Source organism: Arcobacter sp. LA11 (assembly GCF_001895145.1).
In the GTDB taxonomy this organism is placed as follows: domain Bacteria; phylum Campylobacterota; class Campylobacteria; order Campylobacterales; family Arcobacteraceae; genus Halarcobacter.
In genome coordinates, this window is record NZ_BDIR01000014.1 from 37,054 (window position 1) to 57,606 (window position 20,553).

At 27.1% G+C, this 20,553-nt stretch carries 24 protein-coding genes and 2 pseudogenes; 18 read left to right on the top strand and 8 right to left on the bottom strand.

Going from position 1 to position 20,553, the window contains the following annotated elements:
• Nucleotides 1-9: 9 nt before the first annotated feature.
• The 4 genes from BT997_RS13090 (at nucleotide 10) to BT997_RS13105 (ending at nucleotide 3,369) form a co-directional block, all read left to right on the top strand.
• Nucleotides 10-822, top strand: coding sequence for a substrate-binding domain-containing protein (locus BT997_RS13090; protein WP_072682393.1), 813 nt, complete (start codon nucleotides 10-12; stop codon nucleotides 820-822).
• A gap of 15 nt (nucleotides 823-837) precedes the next feature.
• Nucleotides 838-1,533, top strand: coding sequence for an ABC transporter permease (locus BT997_RS13095; RefSeq protein WP_072682394.1), 696 nt, complete (start codon nucleotides 838-840; stop codon nucleotides 1,531-1,533).
• Nucleotides 1,530-2,552 (top strand): energy-coupling factor ABC transporter ATP-binding protein, encoded by a 1,023-nt coding sequence (locus BT997_RS13100; protein WP_072682395.1) that lies wholly within the window; start codon nucleotides 1,530-1,532, stop codon nucleotides 2,550-2,552. Before BT997_RS13095 ends, BT997_RS13100 begins: the two co-directional genes overlap by 4 nt.
• A gap of 61 nt (nucleotides 2,553-2,613) precedes the next feature.
• Nucleotides 2,614-3,369 (top strand): alpha/beta hydrolase, encoded by a 756-nt coding sequence (locus BT997_RS13105; RefSeq protein WP_072682396.1) that lies wholly within the window; start codon nucleotides 2,614-2,616, stop codon nucleotides 3,367-3,369.
• 5 nt (nucleotides 3,370-3,374) lie between these two features.
• Here the strand turns inward: BT997_RS13105 and BT997_RS13110 are convergent, their stop codons facing one another.
• From BT997_RS13110 to BT997_RS13120, 3 genes are read right to left on the bottom strand one after another with little or no spacing between them, the layout of a single operon-like run.
• Complete coding sequence (locus BT997_RS13110) at nucleotides 3,375-3,842, bottom strand: MOSC domain-containing protein (RefSeq protein WP_072682397.1); 468 nt, start codon at nucleotides 3,840-3,842, stop codon at nucleotides 3,375-3,377.
• An 11-nt stretch (nucleotides 3,843-3,853) separates the two neighbouring features.
• A complete protein-coding gene (locus BT997_RS13115; protein ID WP_072682398.1) occupies nucleotides 3,854-4,486 on the bottom strand; it encodes a LysE family translocator in 633 nt (210 codons plus the stop codon).
• Between the two features lie 45 nt (nucleotides 4,487-4,531).
• Nucleotides 4,532-5,911, bottom strand: a complete 1,380-nt coding sequence (locus BT997_RS13120) for a PLP-dependent aminotransferase family protein (protein WP_072682399.1) — start codon at nucleotides 5,909-5,911, stop codon at nucleotides 4,532-4,534.
• An 88-nt stretch (nucleotides 5,912-5,999) separates the two neighbouring features.
• Between BT997_RS13120 and BT997_RS13125 the strand changes: the two genes are divergently transcribed.
• The 9 genes and pseudogenes from BT997_RS13125 to dksA all read left to right on the top strand — a co-directional run bounded on the left by BT997_RS13125 (nucleotide 6,000) and on the right by dksA (nucleotide 11,102).
• Nucleotides 6,000-6,443: a GNAT family N-acetyltransferase gene (locus BT997_RS13125; protein ID WP_072682400.1), complete on the top strand. Its 444-nt coding sequence runs from the start codon at nucleotides 6,000-6,002 to the stop codon at nucleotides 6,441-6,443.
• A 28-nt stretch (nucleotides 6,444-6,471) separates the two neighbouring features.
• Nucleotides 6,472-7,056, top strand: coding sequence for a DJ-1/PfpI family protein (locus BT997_RS13130; RefSeq protein WP_072682401.1), 585 nt, complete (start codon nucleotides 6,472-6,474; stop codon nucleotides 7,054-7,056).
• Nucleotide 7,057: 1 nt separating this feature from the next.
• Complete coding sequence (locus BT997_RS13135; protein WP_072682402.1) at nucleotides 7,058-7,654, top strand: pyridoxamine 5'-phosphate oxidase family protein; 597 nt, start codon at nucleotides 7,058-7,060, stop codon at nucleotides 7,652-7,654.
• Between the two features lie 9 nt (nucleotides 7,655-7,663).
• Nucleotides 7,664-8,056, top strand: a complete 393-nt coding sequence (locus BT997_RS13140; RefSeq protein ID WP_072682403.1) for a rhodanese-like domain-containing protein — start codon at nucleotides 7,664-7,666, stop codon at nucleotides 8,054-8,056.
• 204 nt (nucleotides 8,057-8,260) lie between these two features.
• Nucleotides 8,261-9,013, top strand: a complete 753-nt coding sequence (locus tag BT997_RS13145; RefSeq protein ID WP_072682404.1) for a metal ABC transporter ATP-binding protein — start codon at nucleotides 8,261-8,263, stop codon at nucleotides 9,011-9,013.
• Nucleotides 9,007-9,810 (top strand): metal ABC transporter permease, encoded by an 804-nt coding sequence (locus tag BT997_RS13150; protein ID WP_072682405.1) that lies wholly within the window; start codon nucleotides 9,007-9,009, stop codon nucleotides 9,808-9,810. Before BT997_RS13145 ends, BT997_RS13150 begins: the two co-directional genes overlap by 7 nt.
• Nucleotides 9,807-10,127 (top strand): annotated as a pseudogene (gene hisI, locus BT997_RS15725) (phosphoribosyl-AMP cyclohydrolase); the annotation flags it as partial. The gene BT997_RS13150 and the pseudogene hisI, both read left to right, overlap by 4 nt.
• 21 nt (nucleotides 10,128-10,148) lie before the next feature.
• Nucleotides 10,149-10,727, top strand: a complete 579-nt coding sequence (gene ribA / locus BT997_RS15730) for a GTP cyclohydrolase II (RefSeq protein ID WP_258239494.1) — start codon at nucleotides 10,149-10,151, stop codon at nucleotides 10,725-10,727.
• A 15-nt stretch (nucleotides 10,728-10,742) separates the two neighbouring features.
• A complete protein-coding gene (dksA, locus tag BT997_RS13160) occupies nucleotides 10,743-11,102 on the top strand; it encodes an RNA polymerase-binding protein DksA (protein ID WP_072682406.1) in 360 nt (119 codons plus the stop codon).
• A gap of 30 nt (nucleotides 11,103-11,132) precedes the next feature.
• Here the strand turns inward: dksA and BT997_RS13165 are convergent, their stop codons facing one another.
• Nucleotides 11,133-11,981 carry a hypothetical protein gene (locus BT997_RS13165; protein ID WP_072682407.1) on the bottom strand — a complete coding sequence of 283 codons (849 nt, stop codon included), beginning with the start codon at nucleotides 11,979-11,981 and terminating at the stop codon, nucleotides 11,133-11,135.
• A 179-nt stretch (nucleotides 11,982-12,160) separates the two neighbouring features.
• Nucleotides 12,161-13,312 (bottom strand): winged helix-turn-helix domain-containing protein, encoded by a 1,152-nt coding sequence (locus BT997_RS13170; protein WP_072682408.1) that lies wholly within the window; start codon nucleotides 13,310-13,312, stop codon nucleotides 12,161-12,163.
• A gap of 196 nt (nucleotides 13,313-13,508) precedes the next feature.
• Between BT997_RS13170 and BT997_RS13175 the strand changes: the two genes are divergently transcribed.
• Nucleotides 13,509-13,814 (top strand): c-type cytochrome, encoded by a 306-nt coding sequence (locus BT997_RS13175; protein WP_072682409.1) that lies wholly within the window; start codon nucleotides 13,509-13,511, stop codon nucleotides 13,812-13,814.
• A gap of 88 nt (nucleotides 13,815-13,902) precedes the next feature.
• On the opposite strand, the gene BT997_RS13180 is transcribed toward BT997_RS13175, so the two are convergent.
• Nucleotides 13,903-14,877, bottom strand: coding sequence for an aldolase catalytic domain-containing protein (locus BT997_RS13180; RefSeq protein ID WP_072682410.1), 975 nt, complete (start codon nucleotides 14,875-14,877; stop codon nucleotides 13,903-13,905).
• 274 nt (nucleotides 14,878-15,151) lie between these two features.
• Here BT997_RS13180 and BT997_RS13185 point away from each other — a divergent pair, with 274 nt between their 5' ends.
• Entirely contained in the window at nucleotides 15,152-15,958 is an 807-nt protein-coding gene (locus BT997_RS13185) for a PAS domain-containing protein (protein ID WP_072682411.1), read from the top strand.
• 55 nt (nucleotides 15,959-16,013) lie between these two features.
• On the opposite strand, the gene BT997_RS13190 is transcribed toward BT997_RS13185, so the two are convergent.
• On the bottom strand, nucleotides 16,014-16,232 hold the full coding sequence (locus BT997_RS13190) for a cold-shock protein (protein WP_072682412.1): 219 nt from the start codon (nucleotides 16,230-16,232) through the stop codon (nucleotides 16,014-16,016).
• Nucleotides 16,233-16,512: 280 nt separating this feature from the next.
• On the opposite strand from BT997_RS13190, the gene BT997_RS15745 reads away from it, so the two are divergent.
• The gene (locus BT997_RS15745; protein ID WP_375537754.1) at nucleotides 16,513-16,749 is read left to right on the top strand and encodes a SelT/SelW/SelH family (seleno)protein; all 237 of its coding nucleotides are present in this window, start codon (nucleotides 16,513-16,515) and stop codon (nucleotides 16,747-16,749) included.
• Here BT997_RS15745 and BT997_RS13200 read toward each other — a convergent pair.
• Nucleotides 16,744-17,424 (bottom strand): class I SAM-dependent methyltransferase, encoded by a 681-nt coding sequence (locus tag BT997_RS13200; RefSeq protein ID WP_072682413.1) that lies wholly within the window; start codon nucleotides 17,422-17,424, stop codon nucleotides 16,744-16,746. The two genes, BT997_RS15745 and BT997_RS13200, sit on opposite strands and share 6 nt — an antisense overlap.
• A gap of 184 nt (nucleotides 17,425-17,608) precedes the next feature.
• Here BT997_RS13200 and BT997_RS13205 point away from each other — a divergent pair, with 184 nt between their 5' ends.
• Entirely contained in the window at nucleotides 17,609-20,143 is a 2,535-nt protein-coding gene (locus BT997_RS13205; protein WP_072682414.1) for a HAMP domain-containing sensor histidine kinase, read from the top strand.
• Between the two features lie 83 nt (nucleotides 20,144-20,226).
• Nucleotides 20,227-20,553 (top strand): annotated as a pseudogene (gene glyA / locus BT997_RS13210) (serine hydroxymethyltransferase); the annotation flags it as partial.

Consider the following 20,553-nt stretch of genomic DNA (forward strand, 5'->3'; position numbering starts at 1 on the left):
GAAATAAAAATGAAGAAAACATTATTAACATTAGGATTATCAGTAGCAGTTGGTTTAAGTTTACAAGCACAATCTTTAATGATGGCTACAACTACAAGTACGGATAATACAGGTTTGTTAGACTATTTAGCTCCAAAATTTGAAAAAGATACTGGAGTAGCTTTAAAATGGGTTGCAACAGGAACTGGAAAAGCTCTAAAAATGGGTGGAAATTGTGATGTTGATATTTTATTTGTTCATGCACCTGCTTCTGAAAAAAAGTTTATTGCAACAGGTTTTGGTGGAGATAGACAACAAGTAATGTACAATGATTTTATTATAATTGGACCAAAAAAAGATCCTGCTTCTGTAAATGGAATGACTCCAAGTACAGCACTTCAAACAATCAAAGACAACAAGTCTAATTTCTTTTCAAGAGGTGACAATTCTGGGACTAATAAAAAAGAACTTTCTTTATGGAAAAATGCAAAAGTGGATACAAAAGAGGCTTCATCTTGGTATGTACAAACTGGTCAAGGAATGTTAAGAACTATTAATATGGCTTCTGAAAAAGGTGGTTATACAATGACAGATAGAGGTACTTGGATTAAGTATATGTCTCAAAAAGGTGAAAATAATAGTATGAAAGTTGTAGTTGAAGGTGACAAGTTATTATTTAACCAATACTCTGTTGTCTCAATTAATAAAGAAAAATGTTCAAATGTAAAACCTGAATTAGCTAAAAAGTTTACAAATTGGGTTGTATCTCCTACTACACAAAAAACTATTGCTGACTTTAGATTGTTAGGTCAAGCACTGTTTATTCCAAATGCTAAAAAATAAGGATTAGAAAAAAGTATGAATTTATTTACTGATGGTTTTAATGAAGCTTTAGAATTGTTAATGTCTGGAGATGAGAGTGTCTACTCTGCAATTACAACTACAGTAACAGTATCTTCTTGGTCTTTATTAATTAGCTTGATTATTGGTCTTCCTCTTGGTTTTTTTCTGGGTTATTATAATTTCCCAGGAAAACCAATAGTTAGGACAATTGTTGATACATTATTAGCTTTGCCAACTGTAGTAATTGGGTTAATCGCTTATACAATGTTATCTCAAGCTGGACCATTTGGTGAATACAATTTACTTTTTACTCAACGAGCAATAATAATTGGTCAAATTGTTTTAGGGCTTCCAATTATTATTGCTTTAACTGCTGCACAAGTTGAAGTAGTTGATAAAAGGTTGTATATCTCTTTAAAAGGCCTTGGCGCTCATTCAAGACAGATTTTAACCGCAACTTTGATTGAAGCTAGATTTGGGATTATGACAGCTGCAATGACTGCTTATGGAAGAATTATCACAGAAATTGGAATTTCTATGATGGTTGGTGGAAATATCAAATATCATACAAGAACAGTAACAACTGCAATTGCACTTGAAACTGGAAAAGGTGAATTTGTAACTGGAATTGCACTAGGCTTAGTTTTATTTGCCGTTGCTTTGATGGTTAATATTGCATTATCTATGTTAAAAAGGAATTGGGAACAATGAATAGTCTGTATGAACTTAGTGACATAGAACAATACTATGATGGAAGAAAAGTACTTAGTATAGATAATTTAACATTAGAAGAGAATCAGATTATAGGTTTTTTTGGACCGAATGGAAGTGGTAAATCAACACTTTTCTCACTTTTATCTTTTATATCAAAACCAACTAGTGGAGATATCGAATTTAATGGCATCTCAAATAAAAAAATTGATATGGAAACTAAACAAAGTATTGTTATGGTTCCTCAAAATCCATATTTGTTAAAAAGAACAGTCTCTGAAAATATCACGTATGGTTTGAAAATAAGAGGCTATAAAGAAGATTTAAATAAAAAAGTTGAAGAGGCACTAAGTTTAGTAGGTCTTGATAATTCTTTTGCAAATAGAAAATGGAGTCAACTTTCAGGTGGAGAAGCTCAAAGAGTTGCCCTTGCTGCTAGATTGATTTTAAAACCAAAAGTTTTGATACTTGATGAACCAACAACAGGTGTAGATACAAACTCTGCACAACTAATAAAAGAGGCAATTCTCTCTGCAAAACAGAAATGGAATACAACAATACTTATTTCCAGTCATGACCATAATTGGCTTAATCATATATGTGATAGAAAAGTAGCTCTTTTTCAAGGTAATTTAGTTGAAAGTGGAAGTGCAAATCTTTTATTTGCTCCATGGGAAAAAGATGAATATGGAAATTTAGTGAAATTTTTTATTGATGGTCAGTTTTTAGTTATTCCTAATAGTTATGAAAAGAAAAGAGATTCGGTATTAGTTCTTGATTCTGATAATATTACTATATGTAAGAAAGACTGTCATGATATGATAGTAGAAACTACACTAATTGGAACAATAACTTCAATACAACAACAGCATTCTGTAGAATATCTTTTAATAGAGGTCTCTATTGGTGGGATATCATTTAATTGTAGACTAACAAGAGAACAAATGCAAAATCAAAGTCTTTTGCCAGCTGACAGAGTTTATGTAAATATTGATGTTGATAGGGTTTGTTGGATTTAAGTTTCATCTTTTACAGGTTTTGTAGTAAAATATTATTAATAGTATTTTTAAGGATAAATAATTGAAATCATTAATATTAATAATTATATTTGTATATATGCTAATAACATTAATTGTATATATTTTTCAAAGAAGTCTTCTATATTTCCCAACAACTTATACTAAAATAGATGGAGTTGAAGAGATTTATTTTAAATTTAATTCAATAAAACTTCAAGGTTGGGTTTTAAATAAAGGTCAAGAGAAAGCTTTAATTTATTACGGGGGAAATGCAGAAAATATTGAGCAAAATATTGATTCTTTTAAAACATTGTTTCCAAATAGAACTGTATATTTAATTAATTATAGAGGATATGGAAAGAGTCAAGGGAATCCTACAGAAAAAAATCTATTTGCAGATGGATTAAAAGTTTTTGATGAAATAAAATTAAAGCATAAATCTATATCGTTGATGGGTAGAAGTTTAGGTTCAGGAATTGCAAGTTATATCTCTTCTAAAAAAGAAGTTGAAAAATTAGTATTAATAACGCCATATGACAGTATTTTAAATGTGGCAAAAGAAGCATATAGTTTTTTGCCAGTCTCTTTTTTATTAAAAGATAAATATGAATCTTTTAAATATGTTTCCAATATTAAGGCTTCTACTTTAATATTATACGCTAAAAAAGATGAAGTAATAAATCCAAAAAGAACTAAACGTTTAATAAATGAATTCAAAAAAGAGCAGATATCAAGTGTTATTATTAAAAATGCTAATCATAATGATATCTCAAACTTTAAAGAGTATTCTTTAAAACTAAGTAATTTTCTTGATTAATTCTTTTATATTTCCAATTGTGAAGTCATATCAATACTTCCACCTTTGATAATTTGAGCTCTTAATCCAGCTTTATTAACCATTTTGGTTAAGACTTTTTGATTATTTAGTTTATCAGCAAGATATTTACAAGGCTCACATAGTCTAATACCTTTTAGAACAACATTTCCAATTTGGAATTCTTTATCAACTAGGGAGTTTAAATCGCAATTTGAAATAACAATATTTCTTCTAAGGTCTTCACCTGTTATATTTTCATTGAATTTATCATTAAATTCATTTATTTTTTCAATTTCAATTAGTGTTACATTTCTATCTGGTTCTATTTTCCCTTTATTTGAAAATGTTCCTTCTTGATTATAATATCTATCTCCAAAAATACCTTTTTCTTCTTCTAAAATTATTTGATTTACTTTTTGCATAGAACTTTTTGTATCTTGTGATATAAGAAGACTTACGATTTTACCTGACATAGTTATCCTTTTTATGATTTTTTAGCAAATGCTAAACCTGCACCAAGACTTATAAATAAGCTACCTACTACTTTACCAAAGTATTTTGATAAAGAAGATTTATTAAACAACTCTTTTATTAAATTTGCACTAATAGTATATATCATCATACAAACAAATGCGATAACACCAAGTATAATTACTAATAAACTATAGTGTAGTATATTATTTTGTCCTTCGCTAATAAACTGAGGGAATAGGGCTGTAAAAAATACTAATGCTTTTGGATTTGAAGCTGCAACAATAAATGCTTCTGTAAATAATTTACGCAATTTTACATCTTCTTTTTTTAATTTTTCTTTTTCATTATCTATGTTAAATGGTGTTTTAAATAGTTTTATTCCTAAATATATTAAATATATTGCTCCTGCATATTTTATAATCATGAAAAGTGTTGTAGATGTAGTTAGAACAATTCCAAGACCAGTAACTGCAATAGAAGCTTGTATCATTGATGCAGTTGTATTTCCAATTGCTGTAGCAATAGAAATTTTTGTACCATATTTCAATCCATGAGTAAGAGCTAGAAGCATACTTGGTCCTGGAATAATCGATGCAATAAATACTGTTAAAATATATAAAAGCCAAAAATCTAAATTTTCCATATGTACTCCAATAAATTGATTCATAATACAAGATATATTATTAATTTATTCAATAATACATTTATTCCATAATTGAGAAAATATATTTATTGCTTTTTCAATTTCTTCTTCTTTAAATCCTCCAAATCCCATCATAAGACCTTGCCATTTATCTCCGCTTCGTTCTTTTGCATAGTAGAGCTTTATTTTTTCTTTTTGTGTTAATTTCTCTAGTTTTAACCAATCAAATTGTTTTGTAGGATTTATTATTATTGATAAACCTGCTCCTTGGCTTTCTATTTTCATGGTATTACCAATTTTTTCTTTTAATAGTGATTTCATTAGATTATGTTTTTTTTTGTTTTTCGTTCTTATTTTTCTTAAATGTTTATCCCAATGCCCGTCTTCTATGAATTTTTCCAAAACTTTTTGAGTAGTTAAACAAACTCTAGAAGCTCTAGTTTCATAGAAGTTGTTAAACTTTTCTAATATAGAGGGAGGAAGGACTAAGTAACTAACTCGTATAGCAGGAGATAGTGATTTAGAAAAAGTACCTGCATATATTACTCTGTTGTTATTATCTAATCCTTGCAGTGAAGGGATAGGTCTATTTATATAATTTAATTCACTATCATAATCATCTTCAATAATAAAGCTATTAGTATTTTTTGCCCATTCAAGAAGTTTCATTCTTTTACTTATTGGCATTGCCACACCTGTTGGATATTGGTGTGAAGGTGTGATATATACAAGTCTTGATTTAGATTTTTTGAGTACTTCTAAATCTATACCATCTTTTAGAAGTGGAATATTTTCAATTTTATAACTATGAGAATCAAAAACTTTTCTAGCAATATGATAACCTGGGAACTCTGTTGCAAGAGTCTCATTTGAATTTTTGAGAAGCTTAGCTAGTAAGCCCATAGAGTCAGCAAATCCATTACATATTATAATTTGAGTTGAGTTACATTTAACTCCTCTTGATTTTATAAGATATTGTGATACTTGCTTTCGTAAGCCTAATTCACCTTGTCCTTTTTGATACATTCCAAAATCAAGTGTATCATCAATAACTTTTGTAAATAGTCTTTTCCAAAGTTTTAAAGGAAAAGAATCTTTTGCTAATCTTGCTGGAAAGAAATCATATAAAGTATCTTCTTTTAACTCTTTTTCTTCTTTTCCTTTTGAAAAATCAGTGTTAAAATCACTATATTTAGTATCTGTAACTATATAACCACTTTTAGGATAACTATCTATATATCCTTCTACAACAAGTTGTGAGTAAGCTCGTTCTACGGTATTTTTACTTAAGTTATAAGTTGATGCAATTTTTCTTATAGAAGGAATTTTTTCTCCTATTTTATAGTTTTTAATAATATCATTTTTTAACTCTTGATAAAGTTGAAGACAAAGAGGTTTTTTATCATTTTTTTCAATTATATACATAACTGTCCCTAAATAAAGTAAATAATTTGGCACTTGTTATAAGTACAGATATATGATATATTACTATAAATAAAAACAAGGTTAATAAATGAAAGTTGAAATTGCAACACTTAATGATATAGATAAATTATGTGATTTATTGACAACTCTTTTTGAACAAGAAGTTGAATTCAAAGCAGATAAAAAGATTCAAAAAAAAGCTTTAACTATGATAATAAAAAATCCAGTTCAAGGACATATTTTAATTGCAAAAGACGGTGATAACATCGTGGGAATGTTAACTTTATTATATACAATTTCTACTGCTTTAGGCTCAAAAGTTGCTGTATTAGAGGATATGATTATTTCTAAAGAGCACCAAAGTAGAGGTATTGGTACTTTATTAGTTTTATACGCAAAAAGTTTTGCAAAAGAAAATGAATGTAAAAGAATAACTTTATTAACTGATTTTGACAATATTAAGGCACACAAATTTTATGAAATAAATGGTTTTACTAAATCAACGATGATTCCATTTAGAATTGTACTTTAGAAATAAAATAATATAAAAAGGAAATTTGATGAATATTGGTATTTATATTTATAATGAAGCAGAAGTGCTAGATTTTTCAGGTCCTTTTGAAGTATTTTCTGTAGCTTCAAGGTTTTTAAAAGATAAAAAGAAATTTAACGTCTGTTTAATAAGTGAAAATCAGAGTTTAGTAACTGCAAGAGGTGGATATAAGGTAAGTTCTCATTATACTTTTGAAAATCATCCACCTTTAGATGTCTTAGTTGTAGTTGGTGGCGTGCATACAGAAGAAGTAAAAAAAATAGATGTAATAGACTGGATAAAAAAACAATCCGACAGCGTAAAACTTATTGCTTCTGTTTGTACAGGAGCTTTTCTTTTGGCTGAAGCTAAAATAATAACAAAGCAAAAAGTAACAACACATTGGGAAGATATTGAAGATTTGGAAAAAGATTACCCTTCTTTAAAAATAGTTAAAGATGTTAGATGGGTTGATGAAGGAGATATTGTAACTTCTGCAGGAATATCTGCAGGTATTGATATGAGTTTACATCTAGTTTCAAAAATTCATGGTTATGAATTAGCCGTAAAAACAGCAAAACAAATGCAATTTGATTGGAGTGAAAATAATTAAAATGAAAAAAGCTTTTGAAATAACAGATAAGAAAATAATAGATGATATTTTAAATGAAGCACAATTTGGGACATTAGCTTTATGTTCAAATAATAAACCTTACTCTTTACCTATAAACTTTGTAGAGTTAAATGGAGAAATTTTCTTTCATGGATCGAAGAAGGGCAAAAAGATTAGTATTATAAAAGAGAATACAAATGCTTCTTTTTCTGTAGTAGAAGATTGTTCTTTAATTCCTTCGTATTTTAGTACAGATAAAGGTGATGCTTGTCCTGCAACTCACTTTTTTAAATCTATAATAATTGATGGAAAAATAGAATTTGTAGAAAATTATAATGAAAAAGCTAATGCTTTAGAGTCTTTAATGCAAAAACTTCAAAAAGAGGGTAAATATATACCTTTAAATGATGAAACGTACAAAAAGGCAATAAATGCTACATGTCTGTTTAAATTAATACCAAATGAAATAAGAGCCAAATTTAAGTTAGGACAACATCTTAAAAAAGACAGGTTTGAAAGAATTTGTGAGCACTTACAAGAAAGAGGAACTAAAAAAGATTTAGAAACTTTAAAGCTTATGAAACAATTTTATAAATAAGGAAAATATATGAATGAACAAATAAAACATTATGAAGATAAATTAAAATATGAAATAGATTCTTGGGATTTAAATGAGTCTTTAAAGGTATCAGATTCTATAATAGTTATTGATGCAAGAAGCAAAAGTGCATATGAGCATGAACGAATTCCAAACTCAATAAATATACCACATAAAACTATGAATGATAACACTACAAAGAATTTACCTAAAAATAGAATATACGTGACATATTGTGATGGAATAGGGTGTAACGCTTCTACAAAAGGAGCTTTAAATATGGCAAGACTAGGTTTTCAAGTAAAAGAGTTAATTGGTGGCATTGAATGGTGGATTAGAGATGGTCATCAGACGCATGGCAAAAATGCAAGAAAAAACAAAAATATCCAATGTGCTTGTTAAAAAACTTTAATTTAAAGAATAATAGACTCAAAAATGTCCATATTAATAAATATATGACAAAATTTTAAATACTTTTAAGATATTAAATTTAATACCAACACTATAAATATAATAAAATAAATATTGCAACTAAGTCGCATTTAATTTTTATTTGTTAGAATTCAAAAATGCAATTAAGTTGCATAGAATTTTAAAGGATGAAAATTGCAATCGCAATTAAAAAATGTAATAGAAGTATCAAATCTAAACTTTTCATATGAGAAACAAAAAGTTTTAGAGAATATAAATTTTAAGATTAAAGAAAATGATTTTTTAACAATCATAGGACCTAATGGTGGAGGAAAATCAACTTTACTGAAACTAATTTTAGGGATAAATGAACTAAGAGAAGGTTCTATAAAGATTTTTGGAAAAGATTATATAAATCAAATTCAAAAGATTGGTTATGTTCCACAAAATACAAATATAAATCTAAATTTTCCAATAACTGTACTTGAAGTTGTAATGATGGGACAAAACAATCTTCAAAAAAGACTATTTGGATATAAAAAAGAGGAAAAAGAAAGAGCATATGAAGTTTTAGAAAAAGTAGATATGAAAGATTTTGTAAAAAATAAAATATCAAATCTTTCAGGAGGACAAAGACAAAGGGTACTTATTGCACGTGCGCTCTTTTCTAATCCTGAAATTCTACTTTTGGATGAACCAACATCAAATATAGATATTAGTGGATGTGAACAAATATATTCAACTTTAGAACAGCTAAATAAAGAGATTACAGTTATAGTTGTAAGTCACGATATTTCAGTTATTTTAAAATATGCATCAAAAGCTTTTTATATAAATAGAAAACTTACATATCATGACCTAACAACGATGAAAGATGAGTTTAAATCAATAGATTCTCATATATGTGAGATTGAACTTCTTGAAATGCTAGGAAGATGTCGATGTTAGAACTACTTTCATATTCATTTATTCAAAATGCTTTATTAGCTGGAGTTATTGTAAGTATTATTACTGCAATAATAGGAACTTTGGTTGTTGTAAATAAAATGGTATTTTTATCAGGTGGTATAGCACATAGTGCTTATGGTGGTATTGGACTTACTATATATTTTGGTTTACCAATGTTGTTATCCACATCTTTATTTTGTGTTGCAGTTACTATTTTAATTGCCTTAGCAAGTTATAAAAATAGAGAAAACCTAGATATTATGATTGGTCTTACTTGGTCAGTTGGGATGTCTTTTGGGATTATTCTTGCAGATTTAACACCTGGATATCAAACAGATTTAATGTCTTATCTTTTTGGTTCATTACTTGCAGTAAGTATTGAAGATGTTTATTATATGGCTTCCTTACTAGTTATAATATTTCTAATTGTAACTATTTTTTATAGAGATATTTTAGCTGTATCATATGATAGAGAATATGCAAGTCTAAGAGGTATAAAAACTAAGTTTTTTTATACACTTATTTTAGTTTTATCAAGTTTAGCCATAGTAATTTCTATAAAAGTTGTAGGTCTAATTTTAGTTATAGCACTTCTTACTATACCAATTTATATTTCTAGCTTTTTTTGTAAGAATTTATTATCAATGATGATAGTATCTGCTGTTCTTTCAATAATATTTACAATCATTGGGCTTGTAGTTTCTTATCAATTTGATATAAGTTCAGGTCCTTCAATAATTATGAGTAGTTCACTTTGTGCACTTATAGTTTTTATTTATATGAGTATAAAAAAATGAATTTAAAAAGAGAAAAAATGGATATTGATTTTAAAAAATCTAATGGTTTAGTTCCTGTTGTTACCCAAGAGTTTGGAACAAATGAAATTTTAATGTTAGGCTATATGAACCAAGAGGCTTTAGACTTAACAGTTGAAACAAAAATTATTCACTATTTTTCGAGAAGTAAAAATAGAATTTGGAAAAAAGGTGAAAGTAGTGGACATATTCAAAAACTAATTGATTTAAAGGTTGATTGTGATAATGATACGATCCTAGCGATTGTAGAGCAAGTTGGTAATTCTGCTTGTCATACAGGAGCAAAGTCTTGTTTTTTCAAGTCATATTTAGGAAATGACATAAAGACAATTATTGAATCAAAAATAGCAAATCTTCCTACAAAATACGGGGATTTTGATGTTAAAGCATATAAAGATGGCTGCCAAGAACACCTTGCAATTATGAGTAAAAACTTTAATGAACTTAAAGCTCCTCATGTTAGAGTACATAGTGAGTGTCTAACAGGAGATTCAGTTGGAAGTTTAAAATGTGACTGTAATAAACAACTTGTAATGGCACTAAAATTAATTGCTAAAGAAGGTGGTTTAGTTATTTATCATAGGCAAGAAGGACGAAATATAGGACTTGTAAATAAAATCAATGCCTATAATCTTCAAGACCAAGGGTACAATACCGTTGAAGCTAATGTTAAACTTGGATTTAAAGCTGATGAAAGAGATTATAAAGCAGTTGGATATATATTAAAAGATTTAGGTTTAGATGAAATAAAATTAATGACAAACAATCCAAAGAAAATTCAATTTGTGGAAAGTTGTGGTATTAAAATAAAAAAAAGAACTCCATCAATTATAAAAACAAATCCATATAATGAAAACTATTTAAAAATAAAAAAAGAGCAAATGGGACATTTACTTTAAAATAAAGGATTAGATATGCTAAAAGAAAATCAAACAGAGTTATTAAAAAATTTATTATTAGAAAAAAAAGAACAGTTATTATCAGAAACTACTTTAGGTCAGGCTATTATTGAAGAACTTCAAAGTGAAACATCTTATGATGAACTTGATTATGCAGAGGTTTCAAGTGATAGTCATAATCTTTATGTTTTAAGAAATAAACAACTTCAAGATATAAAAGAGATAGATTTAGCATTAAGAAAAATAGAGAAGAAAACTTATGGAATCTGTGAAATGTGTGATGATTATATAGGAATTAAAAGGCTGAAAGTTAAACCTCATGCTAGATTTTGTGTCGAATGTAGAGAGGCATATGAAAAGGGGTTAGATAGATAAAAAGAGACTTTTAATAGTCTCTTTTTTTCTTTAAAATTTATAAGTTAAAGATAAAGATACAACTTTTGTATCTACATCATTTCTATTTTCTGGTAATTCTTTTCCATTCTGGAAAGAATATTTTGCAACAATATCGAAATCTTTGAATTTTTTTCCAAACTTTAACATATATGTTCTATTTTGTTCCATGGCATGATGTTGAACCTTTGTTCCACCATCAAGAACAGTGAAAACTCTTTTTCCAAAGAAAGCACCTATTCCTCCAACGTATCCATTGTAATTCGCTCCTAGTTTTAAACCTGTAGTAAAATAGTCTTTATCTTTAAAACTATAACTACCATATTTTTGACCATCAATATCTATTTTTTTAGCAATTATTGTTGCTTTTAATTTTAGATTATCAATTTTAAAACCCTTTGAGATGCTAAAATCATATTGGTTTACATCAAAGTTTTTATAGTCACTTTTATAAATATCTACAGCTGCATTAAAACCTTTTGTAATAGTGTAAGTTCCACCTAACCCATATACTTTTCCTTGATCTGTAGGAGCTAAGTTATCTATTATTTTGATAAAACTGGCTTTTACTTTTATTTTATCATTAGCTTTGTATATATATTTTGCATTATATTTTTCAACATCTAAATCTCTGTTTGCTTTTGAAATTGGATGTACTGTCCTATCTACATTATCACCTTGGTATCCTATACTAAATTTATGATTAGATATTTCATGTGATATATCTAAAATATGAATTTTTCCATTAATTTTTGATGCTGAATTACTATAATCTTTTATCCCATATCCATAAGTGATACTACTGTTATCTGCATATAATAATCCACATAAAACTGTAGAACATAATAATATTTTTTTCAATCTCATCCTTTTTTTGCAACTAAGTTGCATATTTTTTGTGAATTATAATATAATATTTTTAAATAAAACTTATATATATTAATATAAGTTAAACAAATAATAATAGCATTGGTTTGAATTTATATAAAAAGTAAAGTTTAAAGTATCAAAGGCTTATATACAGGAGTTTATTTTTTTAATTACCAGTTTACATTTTTAATTCCAACAAGAGATGCGAAACTAAATAGTTCAAGGTCTAGTTTCTCTTGCTGTTTATTATTCCATTGAATATTATCTTCTTTCCAGAAGTTTAAAACATTCAATTGATTATCTTTTCTATTAGCTTGTAATTCAATTCTTCCTATAAATTTACTTCCTTCTAATAATGGATAAACATAATATCCCCATTTTCTTTTAGATTTTGGTACGAATATTTCTATTTTATAATCAAAGTCAAATATATTTTTTAATCTAACTCTGTCTCTTATTGTTGGGTCAAAAGGGTTGATTATCTGGATTTTTAAATTTGAACTTTTTAGATTATTTAGTTTTTCAGTAATATCTAAAAATGAAAAACTTTTTATATATTTCCCTTCATAGTTTTCCCATTGGACTTCTAATAAGTTTTCTTTATTATTCTTAATCCAAGTATTTACTTCTTGTATAGTAAGAGCATCCCAAAAGTTTTTTATCTCTTTTGCACTTGCAATACTCATTCTTTTTAAAGCTTGAGTACAAAGCCAGTTTATTTGTTCTTCTTTTTCTATTTTTGTATTTAAAATATCTGTAGGAATAATATTTTCAATTAAATCATAATATTTTCTAAAGCTTTTTCTATATGCAGTACTAAGTACACCGCAGTTCCACATATAATCTAAGGTTGTTTTATGTGGAGGTCTAGTCCACATCTTTTTCTCACCTTTTATTTTTGTTTCGAAATCACTTGTATTTAATGGTCCTTCTTCTTTAATTCTATTTATAATATTTTTTATACCGTTTTCATCTAAAATATTTTTATAATATTTGGATTTATCAATCTTTTCTTTTATACGTTCAAATTGAATATTCCAATATGGATAAAAATCTATAGGTAAAACAGAAGCATCATGGGTAAAGTGTTCAAATATATTGTTTTTTTCTAAAAGTAAATTATCTAACATAGATTCTTTATATTTTTTATTTCTTGACCATAATATATGATGATGAGCTCTTGTGACATTTTGAATACTATCTAATTGGACAAAACCTAAATTTTTTATCATTTGTAAGACATTAAGAGGTTTATTTTTTATATCTAATAAACCATTTGAGTTTAACCATAATAGTCTTGTTTGTTGATTTGTAATTTTCATTATTACCTATTTTTATCATTTTTTGAATTGTTTATTAGTAATCTTTATATTGTAAAAAAACTTAAAATCTGACATATAGTTCAAAATCATATAATGTTTCATATCTAATCTTTAAATTTTTAATTAGTAATATAAATAATAAATTACAAAGAAGATAGCTGTTAAGGTTTGTATATATGATATAAAGGAGTTGATTATGAAAAAAATTATACTGTTTTTATGTGTATTGAGCTTATCTCTTTTTGCCAAAGAAGTTCAAGAAATAATAGCTACTAATTGTAGTACTTGTCATGGTACTCAAATGGAAAAAGAGTGTTTTGGGGTTTCTAAAATTCCTAATACTTTTGACTCAGATACATTATATAAAGTTTTAAATGAGTATAAAGAGGGAAAGAGAAACCAATATAGTATGGGTGGAGTTATGACTGCAAGAGTAAAAGATTTAAGCGATGATGACATTAAAGCTTTATCTATATATGTACATAAATTAGGCAAAAAATAAAATATATAAAAAAAGCTAGCCTCAAAGAGACTAGCTTTTAAAGATTAGATGGTAAGTCAAAAAAGTTATAAGGTTTTTGACCCTTATCTCAGCTGTACTCTTCTGTTAATTTATCATAAAATTTAACATAATTAGTATCACCTGTATCTCTAGCTTTCATGGCTGGTCTAGGATGTTCATTTAAATGTCCAGTAATAATATATGGAACACTACTTCCCCAATCTAACTCTTTTTCCAGAGGTACAATATACTCTTCAATAAATTTCAATACTGGAAGTAATTTATATTTTGGATTTTTTAAGAACCCTAGTAATAGTTCCATAGCACAGTTTCCTGCTCCTCTTCCTAGTCCAGAAACAGTTACATCTAAGAAACTTGTTCCATAAATCATCGCTTCTAAAGTATTTGCATATGCTAGTTGTAGATTATTATGTGCATGAATACCTACTTTTTTACCAGTTTCTTTTGCAACAGATAAATATTTATCCGTAAGTTTATTGATTTGTTCAGGATAGAAAGAACCAAAACTATCTGCTATATAAATTACATCTACATTTGTTTTACTAAGTGTTGCTAAAACTTGATCTAACTCATCATCAAAAGATTTTGAAATAGCCATGATATTACATGTTGTTTCATATCCTTTTGCATGGAAGTCTTCTATAAGTTCTATAGCTTCTGGTAATTGATGAATATACGTAGCAACTCTAATCATATCTACAACACTATCATCACTATGAGGAATTTCTTCTTTTATAGTTCTTCCCACATCAGACATAGTAGCAATTTTTAAGTTTGTATTGTTTTCACCAACAATTTTTCTGATATCTTCTTCTTTACAGAAATTCCAACATCCATATTCATCTTCACTCATTACTGTTGGAGATACATTTTTACCTATTTCCATATAGTCAACACCAGCTGCAACACACATATCATAATGTGCTTTTACAAAAGCATCTGTAAAATGGTAGTTATTTACTAAACCACCATCTCTAATAGTACAATCGAAGACTTTTAAGTCTTCTCTAACTGAAAGTATTGACCCCTCTTTTTCAATCATAATTCATCCCTGTTTTCTAATAATTTAATTTTTTATCTTTAATGATTAAAATAATACTAAAATCATCTTTAAAAATAGAAATGAAGACTCTTTTTTTAGATTTTATTAATTTTTACATAATAAATGATCTTTTTTTGATAAATAAAGATTTAGAAAAATGAATAATCTATTATAATTTTTTCTTATTTTTATAACAGATTTAAGTTAAATACCTTATCATGTATAAATTGATTACATTAATGTATTTAATTTATATTACTATAAGGAATAAGACATGTTAGATCCTGAAGAAGAGTATTATAAACTTTTAGAAGTATATAGCAAAAATGTAATTGCTTCTAAAACTGACTTAAAAGGTAAGATAGTATATGTATCTGAGGCCTTTTGTGATATAAGTGGTTATACAAGAGAAGAACTTATGGGACAACCTCATAGTATAGTAAGACATCCGGATACACCATCAAGTTTATTTGAAGAATTATGGAAAACTATAAAAGCAACTAAAACTTTTAAAGCTGAAATAAAAAATAAAAAAAAGTGTGGTGATTATTATTGGGTAGATATGACTGTTTCTCCTATTTTTGATGATTTTAATAATGTAGTTGGATATGGTGCTGTTCGACATGATATTACAGATAAAAAGAAAATTGAGGAATTAAATATTGAACATGAAAAACTAATTGACTCTTTTAGTCAACATGTAATTGCATCTAAAACTGATCTATTAGGCAATATTACATATGTCACCCAAGCTTTTTGTGATATAAGTGGTTATACAAAAGAAGAGCTTATAGGACAACCTCATAGTATTGTAAGACATCCTGATATGTCAAAAGAGTTTTATAAAAAACTTTGGAAAGCTATAAAGAATGGAAAAACTTTTTATGGTGAAGTAAAAAATAAAAAGAAAAATGGTGATGATTATTGGGTTGATGTAGCTATTACTCAAGATTTTGATAAAAATGGTAATCATATAGGATATAGTGCTATAAGAAGTAATATCTCAAAACAAAAAATCTTAGAAGATTTATTAGCCTGTCAAAAGAATGAAGCTGAAAATGAAATTGTTTCAGAAAAATAGGCAAAAAAAAAGCTAGTCTAAAAAAGACTAGCTTTTATATTTGTAAGAATATTTACTATTGAGGAGTAACGTTCTCAGCTTGTGGTCCTTTTTGACCTTCACCGATTTCGAAAGTAACTTTTTGACCTTCTTCTAATGTAACTCTTCCATAACCTGTGTTATTAACTTGTCTGTAATGTACGAATACGTCTTTTCCACCGTTATCTTGTTGGATAAAACCAAAACCTTTTTCACTATTGAACCATTTTACTGTTCCATTAACTAAATCTGCCATGCAGTTTCCTTTGTTTTTAAAATATACTTTACTTACGTAAAGAGGTCGAAAATATAGATAGGAGTTCTTCATGGTGATTATACTGTTAACGAAAGTTGTCAATAAAAAGCAAACCAAAGATGCAACTCTAAATCATCTTCAATACGGATATTATAGCATAGTTTTCTCAATTAATACTTTTTTTCTCAAAAAAAATTAAAAAATTAAAAAAATAACATTAAAATATTACTAAAAGGGAGGTTAAAATAGCTTTTTGTAATAATTATTAAAAGGATATGACATGATCATTGAAATATATTATTGTGGAATGTGAAATTATTTACCTAAAGCTTCTAGGTTAGAAGAGGAATTAAAGAATAATTTTCCAGATGCAAAAATTGAACTTATAGAAAGTTCAGGGGGAACATTTATTGTAAATGTTGATAAAGTGGTTATTTTTGATAAACTAGCAATATCAAAAACAGAAGCGATTTTTCCTAAAGAAAATGAGATAAGTGAAAAAATCAGACTACTATAGTTTTAAGTCTGATTTTTTATAAATTGCAAAAAAATGCGGAACGGGTGGGTTTTGATTATCATCGTAAGATAAAAAATCTATCTCTTTTAATTTATCAATTTTTACAAATTTATCAATCTCTTCTTTATCTAAAGGAAGTGGGATATTATCTTCTTGTTCACCTGTTTTTCTACTTCTACATGATACTAATAAATTTCCAGAAGGTGCAAGCAATTTTGAGATTGCTTTTCTTGCTTTTATTCTATATTCTCCAGGAAGAACTTGTATTGTGTTACATTCATAAACTAAATCAAAATTTTCAATCCATTCATCTGGATAGTTAAATAAATCAGCAACTAAATAAGTAACTTTTGAATTTGGATATCTATTTTCACATAATTCTATAGCACTTTGAGATATATCAAAACCAATAACCTCATAACCAAAGTTACTTAAAGCTTCTGCATCATCACCAACTCCACATCCTATGACAACTGCTTTTGGTTTAATTTTTTTCTTTGGATTATCTTTTAACCAGTGTATTAAATATGGACTTGGTTCTAAATCTGCCCAAAATACTGCCTTATAATCACCTTTTGCATTTTTATAAATAGAATCAAACCATCCTAATGGATCATCATTTTCTTGATATGTTTTTACCATTTTTTTATATTCAATGAAATCAAATTCTTCCATTTAATTATCCTTAAAATGTTTTATATGAATAGAGTTTATATCAAAAAAATAATTAAATTAGTAGAAAGAACAATTAACATTATTTCTTAATATTAATTTAAAACTTTATACTTATAATTATATGACTAATAATATATTTATATATGATTTATATATATTAATATTATTTAAGATGGGAATAATTATGAAACATCTAACAATTAGACTGAAACTTATCATCATTTTTATTCTTATAAAAGTTGTACCTCTTGTTTTGATTACATACTTATGTATTCAAGGTGCAATTAAACTAAATGATTACTATCTTGAAAATACAGAAGCAATATATATAAAGAATAAACAAGTTATTAGAGCAACTGCCTATGAATCTATTTCTGACAGTATTGAAGCTTTAGATGCAAAATCTCAGGAGTCTATTGAAATGATGACTGTAAAAATTGCATCGGAAGTTGCATCTTTCCTTTATGAAAGAGATAATGATTTACTCTTTTTGTCTTCATTAGATTTAAATCAAAAAATAATAGAAAATTTTTATCATTCAAAATCAAAAGAGTTAAAGGTTACTCCTGAGTATATTTATAACAATAGTTTAAAAAAATGGATTAGAGTGGAAGAAGAACAAGAAGTGAAACTTCATGAAACTTCTCAGTTAAAAGATAATGAGAAGAAATTTCGTTTTATTAATCCTAATAAAACAGAAAAAATTGCTGTACCTATTTATAAAGAAGTAGTTTTCTTTGATTTAAGTGGTAAAGAAATTTATAAAAAATCATCAATAAATCAAGTTAAAAATAATATATCATTAAAAGAAAACACTTATATAAACTCTGAAAACTATTTTACTGAGATAAAAGATTTAAAAAAGGGTGAGATTTATGTTTCAGATGTAATTGGAGAATATGTTAGTTCTAAGATAATAGGTTTTTTTACAAAAGAAAATGCAGAGGCTTCAGGTTTAGAGTTTAATCCAAAAAAACATGCTTTTGCAGGTGTAGAAAACCCAGTTGGTAAAAAATTTGAAGGGATTGTTCGATATATCACTCCTGTTTTTAAAAATAACCAAAAGATAGGTTTTATATCTTTAGCTTTAGACCATAAACATATTATGGAGTTTACAGATACTTTTAATCCACTTAGCAACCATAAAGAGTTAGATATCTCTGATGCTAGTAATGGAAACTATGCTTTTATGTGGGATTATGAAGGAAGAAATATCTCTCACCCAAGAGATTATTTTATAGTTGGTTTTGATTCAACTACTGGGGAAAGAGTTCCTGGTTGGATTACTAATTCTTTATTGGATGAATTTGAAAATTCATATGAAAAGAATTTAAATAGGTTTTTAGAAAAGTATCCAAAATTTCATGAACAAGCATTATCTAAAAAGCCAAATATAAAACAATTGAAAGAAAAAGGTGAAGTAGGTTTAGATTGTAGATATTTGAATTTTGCACCTCAATGTAAAGGATGGATGGAACTAACTCAAAATGGTGGTTATGGTTCTTTTATTATTTATTGGAGTGATGTTTGGAAATTAACTACTGCTGCAACAATTCCATATTTTAGTGGACAATATAAAAATTCTAAAAGAGGTTTTGGTTTTGTGACAATTGGTGCAAATGTTGATGAATTTCATAGTGCTGCAAATAAAACAAGAGAGAATATTAAGGATGTAATTGATATTCAAACAAAAGATATGACTGAAGTTTTATCTTCTGATAGAAAAAAAATAAAAACTTTTGAAGCAAATACTATAAAAGAATTGACTTTATATACTGTGTTAATGATTATAATTGTTATACTTATTGCAATATGGATGTCTAATTATATATCAAATAAGATAACAAAATTAATAATTGGTACAAAAGAGTTTGCTGATAATAATTTAGACTATCGTATAAAAGTTGAGTCTTCTGATGAAGTTGGTAAGCTTGAAAACTCTTTTAATGAAATGGCACAAACCCTTAAAAATAATAGTATTAAAATTAAAGAACAAGATAGTATTATGACTCAACAAGCCAAAATGGCTGCAATGGGAGAAATGCTTGAGAATATTGCACATCAATGGAGACAACCCTTATCTATGATTTCTACTTGTGCAAGTAGTACGAAAGTACAATTAGAATTAAAAGTTTTAAAAGAAGTTGATTTAGATGATAATATGGATGATATTCTTAAGTATACTAGTCACTTATCTCAAACAATAGATGATTTTAGGAACTTTTTTAAACCAAACAAAGATATGAATAATTTTAGTATTGAACAATCTTTAAATAAGACATTACAATTAATTTCATCAAAATTAAAAAGTGAAGAAATTGAAATAGTAAAAGAAATTGAAGATGTCGTTATTTTTGGTCTAGAAAATGAATTAATGCATGTTTTAATTAATATTATAAATAATGCTTCCGATGCTTTTGTAGGAAAAGAAAATTTAAAAAAATTAATTTTAATAAATATTAAAAGAAAAGAAAATGAATTAATAATTAAAATCCAAGATAGTGCGGGTGGAATACCTGATGAATATTTAGAAAGAATTTTTGAACCATATTTTACAACAAAAAATGGTGTACATGGTACAGGAATTGGACTTTATATGACTGAAGAAATCATTAATGAACATATGAAAGGCAAAATTAGTGTAAAAAATAAAAGCTTTGAATATGGACATAGTGGACATTTTGGTGCTAGATTTAAAATAAAAATACCTTTAAATTAATAAAAATATTCATTTAGCAATATCTGGATTGTGTGAATATTTATCTTACGTTATACTTCTAAAAAACTTAGAAGGGAAATACCATGAGCTACATAACAGAGCAAACATTAGAACAAGCAGATAAAGAGCTGTTCGATATAATAGAAGATGAACTAGAAAGACAAACAGACCACCTAGAGATGATAGCAAGTGAAAACTTTACATCACCAGCAGTAATGCAAACAATGGGATCAGTATTTACAAATAAATATGCAGAAGGATACCCATATAAAAGATATTATGGTGGATGTGAATTTGCAGATAAAGCAGAACAACTAGCAATAGATAGAGCTTGTGAAATCTTTGATTGTAAATTTGCTAATGTACAACCTCATGCAGGATCTCAAGCAAATGGTGCAGTTTACGCAGCA